We start from the raw sequence: 14,036 nt of genomic DNA, 5'->3' as shown, positions 1-14,036 counted from the left end.
GTTGGCTATAAGGAAAGAGCTACCATCTGTTTCGTTATCAACCATACATAAACGATATGATAGTACGTTTTTGGAAATAATTCAACTACCTTTTCTCCTTATTTTCCTCCAAAATCTGCGTTTTCATTTAAAAACTTGTCTTTTCCCTACTAATAATAACGATTCATCCGAATAAAAAGTTTCAATTTGGGTTATTTTACATAAAAAAAAGAGGTCTTATTGTTCAGACCTCATTAATTCCCGGTAATGTTAAGGATTAAACATGTTTTATCAGGACTTTTGCATAAGCTTCGTCTTGACTAACCAAGCGCCACCAATGACGCCAGCATCATTTCCTAACGTTGCGATCGCAAAATCAGCACCTGCTTTTACACGTGGAAGTGCAAATTTATCGAATTCTTCTTTTAATGGTAAAAGCAATGTATCTCCTGCTTTAGACACGCCTCCGCCTATCACGATCTTCGACGGATTTAAAGCATTCGCAAGGTTAGCGATCGCCAGTCCTAGATGAGATGTAGTGAAGGTTACGACTTCTGTTGCATGAGCATCACCTGCTCGATACGCGTCAAAAACGTCACGTGCCGTAATTTCTCCGCTTATTTTATGTAAGGATCCTTCTGGATGTTCATCCATCGTTTCGAGCGCTGTTCTGACAACACCGGTAGCAGATGCAATCGTTTCTAGACACCCTTTCTTTCCACAGTTACACTGAACGCCACCATCAACGATCGATGTAATATGACCAATCTCTCCAGCCATACCATTCGTTCCATGAATAATTTCTCCACCAGAGATAATTCCTCCACCTACCCCAGTCCCAAGGGTTACACATAAGAGATCTCTTGCTCCATCTCCTGCTCCTCGCCACATTTCACCAAGAGCAGCTATGTTGGCATCATTATCAATGATTACTGGTAGCCCCGTTTCCATCTCAAGCTTGTCTTTCAAAGGAAAATCTCTCCAGCCGATGTTCACCGCATGATAAATAAATCCAGTTTCCATTTCAATAAAGCCAGGGGCTCCCATACCGATTCCGATAAAATGACTATTCGGTAAGCCCAATTCTTCCATCTTATCATCCAAAGCTCTAGCGATATGTGTCGTTATATGACGCCCTTCTTCACTTTTATCAGTAGGAATCTCCCATTTATGCTGTATTTCCCCATAATAATTAATAAATGCTAATTTTATTGTTGTGCCTCCAAGGTCCACTCCGATAAACCATTTCTTTTCCACCATCATCATCCACCTTTTTCTCTCTGTCTTATTTTAACGGAAAACCTTTTTTCTGTAGAAACTCTTTCATATAAGTTCGAACGGGATTTGCTAACTTATTTGCCATGAGAGAAGTCCACCCAGCCTTACGCTGCCCCTGTGTTCTCTCTTCATAATAAGAAGAAATTGTTTCATCATATTCCTTCAATCCATTTATGAACGCTTGTTTGTTAGGTTCGTATTCGTCAACGTGATAAACATTTCGCAAGGGCAATCGCGGCTTTTTATCTGGTGTTTGTTCTGGAAAACCTACGCAAAGACCAAATAAAGGAATCACTTTGGAAGGAAGGTTTAGAAGCTCACTTACTTCACTTAGTGAATTTCGAAGCCCGCCGATATAGCATATGCCTAGACCCATAGATTCAGCAGCGATCGTGGCATTTTGAGCAGCCAATGACGCATCGATCAAGCCAACCATAAATTTCTCGGTTGATTCAGTTGTTTCTGTTACATCTATGTTATGAAGATTCGCTGCTTCATGGTGGCGATTGTAGTCAGCACAGAAGACAAAGAAATGACCATTCTTTTCAACATAACTCTGATTACCCGCTAATTCTGCTAGCTTTTTCTTCTTCATCTCATCTTTGACCCCAATGATTGAATACGCTTGAATATAGCTAGAAGTCGAGGCAGCTTGAGCCGATCGTACAATGGTGTAGATCTGTTCTTCTGTTAAAGGTTTGTTTTCAAATGCTCTGATAGAACGGTGTTCTAGTAGTGTTTCAATTGTTTGATTCATATTTGTCCCTCTCTTTAGTCATTTCAGCTTTAAGTATCATTCTTGCTTCGAGATACAAATCTTGATCAATCATTTTCATGTCATATAACTCGTGTAATTCTTCCTCCATCAGTTCAAGATCTCCTAGTCTGTTCCCAGTATAGACGAACATTCCGAACCTTTTTAGGAGCTGTTGTACTTCAAAGACTGTTTTTTTCATTTTACTCACCAGTTTTATTATAGCAATCCACACCCTCAAGTAAAATGATTCCGCACAAATAAAAGGCATTCTCTCTTAAGAGAATGCCTAATTATCACCGATCTGGGTCTTTCGGATGCAGTACGGTTGGTCTTCTGTTCTTAATCGGCATTGGAGAACGTAGGATAACATCTCGAAATGCACGGTAAGAAAACGGAATGAACGGCCATAGATAGGGAATATGGAATGATTTTGTGCGAATGAGCAGCAGAATCCATAGCGTGATTCCAATCGAAAATCCAACTACTCCAAAAGCGGCAGTCAAAATCAACAATCCAATTCGGACGATACGGTTCGCAAGACTCAATTCATAAGAAGGTGTAGCGAATGTACCCATCGCAGCTAATGCTAAGTATAGAATGACTTCATTGATAAATAAACCAACTTCAACCGCAACCTGTCCGATAAGGATGGCAGCTACAAGACCAAGGGCTGTAGCAAGTGAAGAAGGGGTGTGAATCGTAGCCATCCTTAAAATATCGAGTCCGATCTCAATCATTAAGAATTGTAGGAAGATCGGTATGGTACCTGTATCTTCAGTTCCAATAAACTGCAAGTTTTCACCGAGTAATTCAGGGTTCGATGCAAACAAATACCATAACGGCAAGATAAAAATACCTAGCCAAACAGCAAAAAAGCGAATCAGTCTTAGGTACGCACCCACTAACGGCTTTTGTCTGTATTCCTCCGAGTGTTGAAGGTGATGCCAAAACGTAGTTGGTGTGATCAATACACTAGGAGAACCATCTACGAAAATCAAAACATGTCCTTCATAAAGATGTACAGCTGCAGTGTCTGGGCGTTCTGTATACCTTACGAGAGGGTAGGGATTCAATGGACGACCACAGATAAACTCCTCAATGGTCTTCTCAGCCATCGGAATGCCATCTGTATCAATTTTTTCTAAAGAATCTTTAATTCGTTTCACAATTGAAGGATCCGCGATATCTTCTATATAACTGATACAGACATCTGTTTTAGAACGCCTTCCAACCTGCATATACTCCATCCTGAGCGTTTTGTCTCTCACTCTTCTTCTTGTTAGCGAAGTATTGAATACGATTGTTTCAACAAACCCATCTCTTGCGCCTCTTGTTACTCTTTCTAAGTCTGGTTCCTGAGGACCCCTTATTGGGTAAGTTCTAGCATCAATCATAATGATTTCATCGATCCCATCTACTACTAGAGCAGTAGGGCCTGATAACACCTGATCGATTACCGCATCAAGATCATTCTGTTTATCAATTTCTACGTAGGGTAAGTGAACCTGCATCAACTTTTCTAGTGGATCTGGCTCAAGCTGATCTGGATCTAACTGCGAAAGTAATTTCATCAAGTAATGTAGAATATCATCCTTCACAAAGCCATCTATTAAAAACATCGCCATGCTTCTACCTGCGTATTGTAAGTCAAGCTGAATAACATCAAAGCTTTTTCCGACACCGAGCTCTTTATGTAAATAGTTCACGTTATCTGCAAATGACTTCGTTACTGGGTTTTTAATTTTATCCTCAGACATACGTCCCCCTCCTCATATCCATATATCCATCATTAACCAATACCATATTGTGCATACATGGAGAATAATTGGGCACAAAAAAAATCAGCCGAAAGGGCTGATTTTCTTAATCGATCATCGAAGACTGGATGTATCGATATATTAATTCTGCTGTGTGAAGCATGGATGATTTGTGGGTGCGCTCATATGCGTGGGACGCATCGATTCCTGGACCGATAAGAGCATGTCGAATATCTGCTCCTGCACGTATAGCCGCGGATGCGTCTGATCCGTAATATGGATAGATATCTACTTTATAGTCAATATCGAAAGACTCTGCTAAATTCACTAATTGATTTCTAAGGCGATAATGATAGGGACCGCTTGAATCTTTTGCGCAAATGGAAACCGTATATTCATCTGACGATTGTCCATCACCCAAAGCCCCCATATCCACTGCTATGTATTCAATCGTCTCATGAGGAATGTTTGAGTTTCCACCGTAGCCTATTTCTTCATTGTTAGAGATAAGAAAATGTGTCGTATAAGGTAGGGTTATCTCTTCTTCTTTAACCTTCTTAATCGTTGCTAGAAGCAAAGCAACGCTCGCTTTGTCATCTAGGTGCCTTGATTTAATGAATCCACTTTCTGTTATTTGAACGCGAGGGTCAAACGATGTGAAGTCTCCTACGCTGATTCCGAGATTCAATACATCCTCTTTAGAGTGTACTTGCTCATCCAATCTAACTTCCATGTTTTTCTCGTCTCTTTTAATTTCACCGTTATTTTTATACACATGGACAGATGTTTGATGAAGTAAGATCGTTCCAGTATACCTCTTACCAGAGGACGTAATGATTTCACAATATTCCCCTTCGATGGCATTCCAACGAAAACCTCCGATTAAAGATAATTGGAGTCGACCATCGCTCTTAATATCTTTTACCATCGCCCCCAAAGTATCAACATGAGCAGTTAGCATCCGATGTTTCGTCGTGTCTTTTCCTTCAATCGTTGTGAGAAGGCCACCTTTATTATTTCTCCTGCAGGACATCCCTAATTCTTGCAGTCTTCCTTCAACCCAGCTGATCACTTCATCTGTATATCCTGATGGACTAGGGATACTGACTAGTTCCTCTGTCGTTTTCAATAATTCATCTGCATTAAATTGATTACCCATTTCGAATACTCCCTTTCCTATCCCAATAATCGTCATGCTTTTTACTCTACTAAAAATCAACATTCCATCATAGTATGATGACAAGCTTATTAATTTTGGAGGTTCAGGATGATTAAGAAAATACATTATATCATCATGCTTAGTATGATAGGTTTTTTTGCACTCATCCTCGTAAACACAAACAGTAATCCAGTGAGGGAAACATTCACTTATTTTCCTCCTGATCCAAACACAACGTTTGAGTCATCACAAACCTCTCTTTCCATCTTAACGCAGGAAGATGAAGATGAATACACGCTAAGCTTGAAAACAGAATCAAATTTGAGTGAAACAGCATACCTCAGGCAGGACATCACATTACTGTATGAAGAAGGACGCTTATTAGAAACGATGTCCAAGTGGGAAGAAAATGCCAAAAAGCTTACCAATCGAAAAAAAGTTAAGAGTGAAGATAGCGGTCATTACGAAGCGATCTCGTACCATTATGGTGAGATTCATTACCCTAATGATGTTATTAAAAGCGCACAAGCGATGAGCTATGATCAACTCTATGTGATTGATTCTCCGATGACACCACTCGAATCCTTCACAGTTCCAACCAGCAGCGAGGAGGAAGAGTGGAAGAAACTCTTAGATCACGCCACTTCACAACAGGCACAGATCGTATTTAAATCATTACTCAATCAGTTTCAGGTGAATCCAAGTGATTATTATATAATTCCATTAACAAAATTGCACAACTATCAAGATTCTCCTCTACCTGGTCTAACAAAGGCACAGTCGGTAGATGCGATCGGAGGAATATGGGAGGGGTTATATAAATACTATTTTCTTGGGATTCAACCAGAAGAAGGTGAATTTGAAACTCCTATAGGAAGTACGATTCCATATATCCTCCTTCACAAAGAATCACCATATTTATTAGTGCTTTATCAAACGAAAAGTGGTAAAAATGTTCAGCTCATACAATATCTTAATAAACCTATCATTAGAGAGCCTGATAAGAATTAGCTTAATATTTCTTTATCACAGTTGAAAGTTCTTGAAAGCTAATCACCTCAGGTACAGCTTTGTCTATTGATTTTGAAGCCGTTTGTCTTGAATTAAAGTAGATGACATCAAATCCAGCTTCTATAGCGGGATTGATGTCCTGACTCATGGAGTCTCCAATATATAAGTAGTTTCCTTTCGTTTCTTTAGCATAGTAGAAGAGTTGAAGATCTGGTTTTGCAATACCAACTTGTTCAGAAATATAAATATTTTCATCTTTGAACCATGTATCTAATCGTAACTCTTTGATTTTTGAACGCTGAACCTCATTAGAACCGTTCGTTATGATACCTAAGCGTACATGTTGATCTGAGAGTTCATTTAGAAGTCTTTCTGCACCTGGAAATAATTCTGCGAATGCTGCTACGTTGGCTTCATATTGATCTTGAAAGATGAGTGCTTCCTCATTAAATGTTGAGATATCGAATGTCTTATTAGCAGCTTGGAAGCGATTGATCTGATACGTTTCTCTCGTCCACTGTCCAGATTCATAGTACTCCCAATATTCATCACAGTAATGTTTAAAAACATCAAACCACTTATCAGGAGAAACAGATGCGTTTTTTCTAGTAAGCATTTCATCAGCACAATGCAGTATTGTTTTACGAAAAGCTTTCTCGTGATCATAGAGGGTATTATCTAAATCAAAATAAATATGTGTCCAATACATGTTTCCACCACCTAAAAAACCTCCGCCAGATGGCAGAGATTTAAGATAAAAACGAAGAGAACAGCTTTTTGCGAACACCTGGTATCTTCAAAGAGTTTCCTACTACGAAACGTCTTACCATCGCAATGCCAAGTAAGCTGTTTACTATTCTATAACGGTATTCATAAATAACGATTACAAACGATAGCAACAAGATCAATCTAGATAGTTTCATGGTATATCCTCCTGTAAACAGTATGTTACTAATACTGTTTACAGGAGGGTGTTGTTTTATCCATTTTGGAGCGTATTAGACTTTTGAAAGCGCATATCGTTTACGTATCCTAACACGATCGTAAATATCGGAGAGAGCCATAAGAAAATAGCGAACGGTAAATAGCTCAGTACAGAAACACCTAGTGTTTCTGCGAAGAATGCGCCAGAAACTCCCCAAGGAATGAGGGGGTTCACAAGTGTTCCAGCATCTTCTAGCGTTCTCGATAAGTACTTTCGATCGATACCAGCCTTATCAAAGAACGGCTCAAAGGTTTGGCCTGGTAACAAGATTGATAAATATTGTTCTCCCGTTAATAAGTTGACCCCGATAGAAGAACCAGCAGTTGCTGAGATCAAATGTCCTTTGCGATTCAATAATTTTGTAAGCCCCGTCATGAGCGCTTGAATAATTCCTAATACTTGCAGTACACCACCTAGTGCAAGAGCAAGTAAAATTAAGGAAACACTCCACATCATCGATTGTAAGCCACCTCTGTTAATAATTCCATTAACTAGCTCACTCGATGTTTCAAGTACAAATCCATTTTGCATCGTGTTCAAGATCGCTGTTGCAGAAAAGACTCCTTGTGCTCCAATCGCAACTAGAATCCCTGCAATCAAACCAGAAATTAACGTTAATAATACAGGAACACGTCTAAGAGCTAGAATGAGAACTACCAATGGAGGTAATAATGTCCAAAACGTAAGGTTAAACTCACTCGATAGCACGGAAAGAGATTTCGATAAATCTTCTGGATCAACAGAAGCGGAAAATTGATTGCTCATGATGAAGAAAAAGATAATCGTCACGATGATGGCAGGAATAGTCGTATTCATCATATGTCTTATATGCGTAAATAGATTGACACCAGACACAGCAGGAGCGAAGTTTGTCGTATCTGATAATGGAGACATCTTATCTCCAAAACAAGCACCAGATATAACGGCTCCTGCTGCTAGAGCTGGATTGACTCCCATCGCTGTTCCAATTCCCATCATAGCAATACCTATCGTACCGATTGTTGTAAATGAACTACCCGTGAAGCTCGAAACAATAATTGTAATTAATAAAGCACTAATTAAAAACCATTCAGGTTGTATAAACTTCAGTCCTCCATAGAGCAGTGCAGGAACTGTCCCGCTTTGCATCCAGATTGCAATCATCATTCCCACAATAAATAAGATCAAAACAGGTTTTAATCCAGTTGTAATACTTTCTAGCAGGCCTTTCTCAATGGATTCCCACTTGATTCCCCTTAAAAGACCAAAAAGACTAGTCCCTACAATTCCAACTAAAAGAGGCATGTGTGGTTCTACCTTCATAATGATAATACTGAAAAGCATCCAGCCCATAAGTAATGAAATGACGATGAGCGCAGATGAAAATGATAATTTTTTCACAGTTTAACTCTCCCTTTTTCTTAGATGACTATTAATAAGTTTGTCCTATCTCTATTTTTCCATAAAAAAATCCCTTCTCTATAAAGAAGGGACGAATTGTCTCGCGGTACCACCCTAATTAACAGCATATGCTGTCCTCTTAAGCTCCATAATATCGACTGGAATGCCGGGTATTACTACCTAGTTCCTCAGCTGTAAGTTCACTTTCTGACTGCCCCGATTCACACCTTCCACCGGGTCTCTGATGCTGCTATTTCACAAGCTACTCGACTGATTCATAACTTTTCCACTTTTATGCTTTTGTGCGTTTAAGTAATACCGTTATTTTATACCTAATTCTTTAGTCTGTCAAGACATATAAAAAAGCACCAGTGAGAACTGGTGCTGTGTTACATGCCGATATACCTAGAATAAAGAGCTTTAGCCCGCCCACTATCGCTTGTTCCTTGAACGAGCACTCGCCCATCAGGAAATATGACCAACCGCTCACCTTCTTCTAGCTCTGCTTTGAGTAAGAACGGCGTTTTCTTTACTTTAGCAACTTTTTCGAGTTTAAGAGACCACTCTTTCAGATCAAACGCCTTCTCAAGATTGATCTGTATCGTTTCTCTACCACATAAGGAAGCAACCTCACTGGCTGCACCATGTTGTAATGCTGGAAACTCTTTCTTTTGGCAAGCAGGGCAGTCTGTTTTCGGCGAAGAATACTTCATGGAATACGTGTGATTATTCCATATATCTACTGTCAGTAAACAACGATTTAATTTCTCATAAGCACCTACAATGTATTTCATCGCCTCTGTCACTTGATAAGAAGCGATAATATCTACAATTGGCGAGATAACACCAATCGTATCGCATGTTTCACCAGTAGTCCCTCCGGCGTCTTGAATAAAGCATCTCAAGCAAGGGGTTTCACCAGGTATGAAGAGAGCGGTCATTCCACGAGAACTAACAGCACCTCCATAAACATAAGGAATTCCTTGTTTGAATGCGGCATCATTGAGTAAGAAGCGCGTAGAGAAATTATCCGTTCCATCCATCACCATATCGATCTCTTCCATTAGTTCAAGAATATTTGACGCGTTTACATCAGCCGTAATGGCTTCGATCGTCACCTCAGAGTTCATTTTTTCAAGCTTTCGTTTCGCTGCAACAGCTTTTGGCAAAGTAGCTTCAACATCATCCTCGTCAAATAACATCTGACGTTGTAAGTTGCTCTTCTCTACATAATCACGGTCAACGATTCGAACTTTGCCAATGCCTGCTCTTACCATATGATTAGCTATAGCAGTTCCTAACGCGCCCATTCCAACTATGAGAATACTTGTGTCCCCAAATTTCTTCTGTCCTTCTTCTCCAATTTGTGAAAATAACATCTGACGTGAATAACGCTGGTACTGACTCATTGATTCGGCCCCTTTCGGATTAACATATATTCTTCTATGGTATTCACGTTCGTAAAGGATTCAAGGTATTTATCTTCAATCATCACATGTCGTACTTTAAGCTGTTTAAGTGCAGCCATCACTCGTTTATCGCCTAGTAGTAATTCATTTTCGATGCTGTCCTTACAAGTGTATTTGTACAATGCACAAAGCGGCTGTATACGACCATTAGCAATAGGGATAATGGCATCAGCTTCCGGATGGTGTTTTGCCTCTTGTATAAGTTTAGAAAAAAGATCTGCAGTAACGAGTGGCATGTCACAAGCAACCACAACATAGTAGTCTGCATTTATTACACCCATCGCAGAAATAAGACCTGCTAGTGGGCCCATCCCTTTAAATCTCCGATCATCCACAATAATATCTGCATGCTCTTCCGATTCGAATCTCGCCATAAGCTCTGGCTTTGTAACGATGAGACATTTATGCACATGTTTCGTTAACTCATTGACGATTGTCTTATAGAAAGGTGAACCTTGGTATTGGACAAAAGCTTTATCGTGACCAAACCTTCGTGATTCTCCTCCTGCTAACAATACACCACATGCTTTCATAGGAACCACACTCCACAAGCTATGCCTCCACATAGAGAGGAAACCATGTTAACGACATCGTTATTTATTCCACTAATTCCTTTTATCTTTGTGGTGCCAACCCCACAGTGTACGGTGCGTTCAGTTTTGAGAGAACATGTCTCACAATAGAACTCTTCCTGAATGGTTGCACCGATTATGGTGTCGATCATACTACCCAGCACTCCAGCACCAGTGATCACAAGAAAAAGTGTGAATGGTAGATCAAAAAGAAAGAAGCCGACTCCCGCTACTAGTAGTGAAGCAAGAAATGATGCTAGTAAACCAGGCATACTCACTGCCCCAGAGGTGCCTCTAGGTACAGTACGTAACTTGAGGATATGGTATGGGTCTCTCTTTCCGAGTACGCCGAGCTCTGATGCCCACGTATCTGCATTTGATGCAGCAAGAGCTGAAATAAAAAAAGCAATCCACCATAGAGAAGGAAACATTGCCATCATAACACCTGCAAATGCTGCTGCTCCTCCGTTAGCTAACACTTGGTACTCATCTCTCGCTGAACCCTTTACAACGATTCGTTCTGTTTCTTGCTTTCGATCTTGTTTATACTTACTCCATAGTGTAGAAGTTCCAAAAAAAACCCCTAGTAACACTAACCCTTTCCAACCAAAACCATATGCGATGGCATTTCCGGTGAATATAGCGGCAACAGTACCTTTTCTAGTCAATGCTCCCATCTTCAAGCCAACGACACCTGTCAAAAGAATAACGATGAAATAAAGGAGCATCATGTGAAGCGTAAAATCTTTTTATCTGTAATGAGTGTTTCAACTGGAAGATCGAAAGGCTCGACAGGTAATTTCTCGACTAATTGAATGCTATATGCTAATGACACGGTTTGATTATCATATTGCTGCAAAAACCTGTCATAATAGCCTCCTCCGAATCCAATCCTGTAACCGCTCTCATCAAACAATAATCCCGGTATGACCAATAGCTGAATGTTCTTTGGCTCACAAGCTTTTGTAAGCTCGGGTTTAGGCTCTTTCAAACCAAAATACACTGTTTCTAATTCATCCCAACTGTTTAAGTAGCGGAATGTCATCGACTTATCCTCTGGATGGCATTTCGGTACAGCAACTTTCTTCCCAACTGACCACGCATGTTCAATAACTTTCTTCGTATTCACTTCATTTTTCATTGCAACTGTTAGTCCGATTGTCTCTGCTTCTTTATAGGGATCATATGTAAAAAGGTTTTCGAGGATCCGGTCATCAAGTTCTACTTTTTCCTTGTTTGTCATTTCCTTTAGACGGCTTTTCATATTGGTTCGCAACATTTGCTTTGTTTGCATCATTACCTCTCCTCTATATGATCGTTACTATCAGTGTAAGGGAAAGAAGACAAATAAAAAAGCAGTAGGATAACCTACTGCTTACTTTGTTTCGCGATGTAACGTGTGTTTCTTTAGTCTTGGGCTATATTTTTTAAGTTCAAGACGATCTGGGTTTGTACGTTTGTTCTTTGTTGTAATGTAGTTACGATCGCCAGTTTCAGTGCAAGCCAATGTAATTTGTACGCGCATGAATATCCCTCCAAATCCTATCAAACTGTTCATTTAACAACATACTTTATTATGATAACAAACAAATATGGTTCTATCAAGTTGTTTTTAGTGCTGAGAGAACTTTATATTTTTCTATATAATCCTTGACTACATCAACATACGTAGCGTGTGACCACGTAAGCGGAGCAACCGAGAGCGGCTTTCCTGTATAGGGATTGACTTGTTCAGGCAATATGCCACTTGATAAGGAGTGCTGGTGTGCCCATTCAAGGTGTACCTTTGCTTGGGCTAACTCCTCGACCGAATTTGCTTTTGCGATTTTCCACTTCGCCATCCATAATGTGCAAATGATCCAAGGGTTTCCCGGTACCTCTTCTACGTTTTGTGATTGTTGAAAGTAATAATCACTTACGTAGCGAGCTATTCCACCGACGGATGTTTTTACAGAAAGGCGCTCTTCTATTAATTCCATTGTTCTAACAATCCTCGGATCATCAGGCGGTAGTACTCCAAATGCAAATAATCCAAATACACTACTCTCGATCGTATAATCTTTCGTTATCTCCCCTGTTTCACTATTTGTATAAATCCCCCTAATAAAACACGAGCGGTCTTCATCGTAAAAATGTTTTTCGATTCCTTTTTTAATTTTCTCTGCACCTGCAAAATAACTCTCTGCACGATCGTCTTCACCAAATAGTGTCGCAAATGAATATGCGGCCATTAACCCACCATACGTTGCTGCTGCAGTGAAACTAAACACACCTAGACGCTCTTCCCATAGATCGTAGGAAGGGTGAGGTAAACTGAGCGATTCATCCATATAATCGAGCAGAAATCTAGCACCAGGCCGAATAAGGTATTTATAAAGTGATTGAGCAAACTCGATATCTCCCGTTGATTGATAATGCTCCCAAAAGGCCCACAGAACAAGAGCCGTCTCATCTTCTTGAATAGGAAGCTGCGGAGATCCTTTTAGATCGATATAAGGATGCCAGCTCGAACCAACCGATCCATCTGGATTATACTTATGATGAAGGTAGCCATCAACGGACAACAGCTCAGCACAACATCTATAAAAATTTGAGACCATGCCGTGATAACCTGCTTTAGATAATGAAGCGGCTATCAATGCCCCATCCCTCGGCCACATATAGCTGTAGTGATCGCGATTATAATGAAGGATATCAGAATCATTAGCAGCGATGATTGTTCCGTTCTGGTTAGTTTGAGTACGAACGATAAGAAGACTTCTCTTATATAGAGATAATAGATGAGGACTTAGATCAGATTCAGGAATAACTGATTTGTTTACCCATCTGTTCCAATACATTCGGATTTTCTCAACCGTTAAACGAGTTCCGATTTCACTCACATACGCATGTAGGTTGTTAACTTCTTCCTTCGTTCTGCCGACTGTCATCCAATAATAGGCAGTCGTTTCAGAGTTAGCAGCAATTTTCGTTTCAAGCGAAAATGTACTATCAACAGATCCTTGTGCGATCGGATTCACATGGAGGTGACCATCTTCTGCATCGCGCCACGTACCTTCTGCAGATTGAAATCGTTTGACCCCTGTTGTATATTGCTCGATACCTCCACCATCTACCTCTCCATTAAACAAGAAATATCGATACCGCTTGTAATGAATAATGGATTTAGTGTCTGGACAAAAGTAAGCCGTGTCTCCTACTTCAGTTTCATATATGTTTAAATCTTGATGAAAGAACAAACGGACTTCCTTTTCTTTTTCTTCTAAGTTTTGAATCGTGATCTTACGTATCATCAACATTTCCCTCTGATGGACACCTTCTTCAAATATTAATTTCAATCCAAGATGAGGATGGTATGCTGAACTGTACGTAACAAGAGTATCTTCGTCATAATCAGGGTTTATTTCCCATTCGGATGAATGTAACCATGAAAAATTCCCATCTACCCATACTCCAATCCTGTTTGCATGTCCTTGAACATGATTTTGCTGACCTACATAAGGGTAATAGATATCTCTGATCTGCAAGAACTGATCCATATTGATCAAGAGTTGTCCGTTTCCAATCACTAAGTGTCTAGGCATCTTGTCCCTCCTCGTCCACATCTATTTTAGTGTATTTCACAAACCTTCGAGAGATTACTTGTACGAGAGATAAACATAAAAAAAGCCGCCTTCCTATATAGGAAG

General features: G+C 39.9%; 15 protein-coding genes and 1 other annotated feature. Of the genes, 1 reads left to right on the top strand and 14 read right to left on the bottom strand.

The window, feature by feature from the left end:
• Positions 1–270: 270 nt before the first annotated feature.
• The 5 genes from ACXADT_RS10840 to ACXADT_RS10820 form a co-directional block, all read right to left on the bottom strand.
• Positions 271–1,236, bottom strand: coding sequence for an ROK family glucokinase (locus ACXADT_RS10840; protein ID WP_474835215.1), 966 nt, complete (start codon positions 1,234–1,236; stop codon positions 271–273).
• A 28-nt stretch (positions 1,237–1,264) separates the two neighbouring features.
• Positions 1,265–2,014 carry an oxygen-insensitive NADPH nitroreductase gene (nfsA, locus tag ACXADT_RS10835; protein ID WP_474835217.1) on the bottom strand — a complete coding sequence of 250 codons (750 nt, stop codon included), beginning with the start codon at positions 2,012–2,014 and terminating at the stop codon, positions 1,265–1,267.
• Positions 1,998–2,213 carry a YqgQ family protein gene (locus ACXADT_RS10830; RefSeq protein WP_270179276.1) on the bottom strand — a complete coding sequence of 72 codons (216 nt, stop codon included), beginning with the start codon at positions 2,211–2,213 and terminating at the stop codon, positions 1,998–2,000. The genes nfsA and ACXADT_RS10830 overlap by 17 nt, the downstream gene beginning before the upstream one ends.
• A gap of 94 nt (positions 2,214–2,307) precedes the next feature.
• Positions 2,308–3,771 (bottom strand): spore germination protein, encoded by a 1,464-nt coding sequence (locus ACXADT_RS10825; protein WP_270179277.1) that lies wholly within the window; start codon positions 3,769–3,771, stop codon positions 2,308–2,310.
• A 106-nt stretch (positions 3,772–3,877) separates the two neighbouring features.
• Positions 3,878–4,930 (bottom strand): M42 family metallopeptidase, encoded by a 1,053-nt coding sequence (locus ACXADT_RS10820; protein WP_474811126.1) that lies wholly within the window; start codon positions 4,928–4,930, stop codon positions 3,878–3,880.
• Between the two features lie 108 nt (positions 4,931–5,038).
• Between ACXADT_RS10820 and ACXADT_RS10815 the strand changes: the two genes are divergently transcribed.
• Entirely contained in the window at positions 5,039–5,941 is a 903-nt protein-coding gene (locus ACXADT_RS10815; RefSeq protein WP_474835219.1) for a hypothetical protein, read from the top strand.
• A 1-nt stretch (position 5,942) separates the two neighbouring features.
• Here the strand turns inward: ACXADT_RS10815 and ACXADT_RS10810 are convergent, their stop codons facing one another.
• The 9 genes from ACXADT_RS10810 to ACXADT_RS10770 form a co-directional block, all read right to left on the bottom strand.
• The gene (locus ACXADT_RS10810) at positions 5,943–6,650 is read right to left on the bottom strand and encodes an HAD family hydrolase (RefSeq protein WP_270179280.1); all 708 of its coding nucleotides are present in this window, start codon (positions 6,648–6,650) and stop codon (positions 5,943–5,945) included.
• A gap of 40 nt (positions 6,651–6,690) precedes the next feature.
• Positions 6,691–6,864, bottom strand: coding sequence for a hypothetical protein (locus ACXADT_RS10805; RefSeq protein ID WP_270179281.1), 174 nt, complete (start codon positions 6,862–6,864; stop codon positions 6,691–6,693).
• A gap of 56 nt (positions 6,865–6,920) precedes the next feature.
• Positions 6,921–8,306: a Na+/H+ antiporter NhaC gene (gene nhaC, locus ACXADT_RS10800; RefSeq protein WP_270179282.1), complete on the bottom strand. Its 1,386-nt coding sequence runs from the start codon at positions 8,304–8,306 to the stop codon at positions 6,921–6,923.
• 84 nt (positions 8,307–8,390) lie between these two features.
• Positions 8,391–8,594, bottom strand: a binding site (T-box leader).
• Between the two features lie 101 nt (positions 8,595–8,695).
• Positions 8,696–9,715: a ThiF family adenylyltransferase gene (locus ACXADT_RS10795; RefSeq protein ID WP_474835221.1), complete on the bottom strand. Its 1,020-nt coding sequence runs from the start codon at positions 9,713–9,715 to the stop codon at positions 8,696–8,698.
• A complete protein-coding gene (locus ACXADT_RS10790; RefSeq protein WP_474835223.1) occupies positions 9,712–10,308 on the bottom strand; it encodes a molybdenum cofactor guanylyltransferase in 597 nt (198 codons plus the stop codon). The genes ACXADT_RS10795 and ACXADT_RS10790 overlap by 4 nt, the downstream gene beginning before the upstream one ends.
• Positions 10,305–11,075 carry a DUF92 domain-containing protein gene (locus tag ACXADT_RS10785; protein WP_474835867.1) on the bottom strand — a complete coding sequence of 257 codons (771 nt, stop codon included), beginning with the start codon at positions 11,073–11,075 and terminating at the stop codon, positions 10,305–10,307. The genes ACXADT_RS10790 and ACXADT_RS10785 overlap by 4 nt, the downstream gene beginning before the upstream one ends.
• Entirely contained in the window at positions 11,075–11,641 is a 567-nt protein-coding gene (locus ACXADT_RS10780) for a 5-formyltetrahydrofolate cyclo-ligase (RefSeq protein ID WP_474835227.1), read from the bottom strand. Before ACXADT_RS10780 ends, ACXADT_RS10785 begins: the two co-directional genes overlap by 1 nt.
• Before the next feature lie 81 nt (positions 11,642–11,722).
• Complete coding sequence (gene rpmG, locus ACXADT_RS10775) at positions 11,723–11,872, bottom strand: 50S ribosomal protein L33 (RefSeq protein WP_136947542.1); 150 nt, start codon at positions 11,870–11,872, stop codon at positions 11,723–11,725.
• A gap of 76 nt (positions 11,873–11,948) precedes the next feature.
• The gene (locus ACXADT_RS10770) at positions 11,949–13,931 is read right to left on the bottom strand and encodes a glycoside hydrolase family 15 protein (RefSeq protein ID WP_474835229.1); all 1,983 of its coding nucleotides are present in this window, start codon (positions 13,929–13,931) and stop codon (positions 11,949–11,951) included.
• Positions 13,932–14,036: the final 105 nt, after the last annotated feature.

This window comes from Anaerobacillus sp. ABR4_321 (assembly GCF_056158505.1).
Note: the sequence above shows the minus strand (reverse complement) of the source record. Positions and strands in the feature narration are given on the sequence as shown.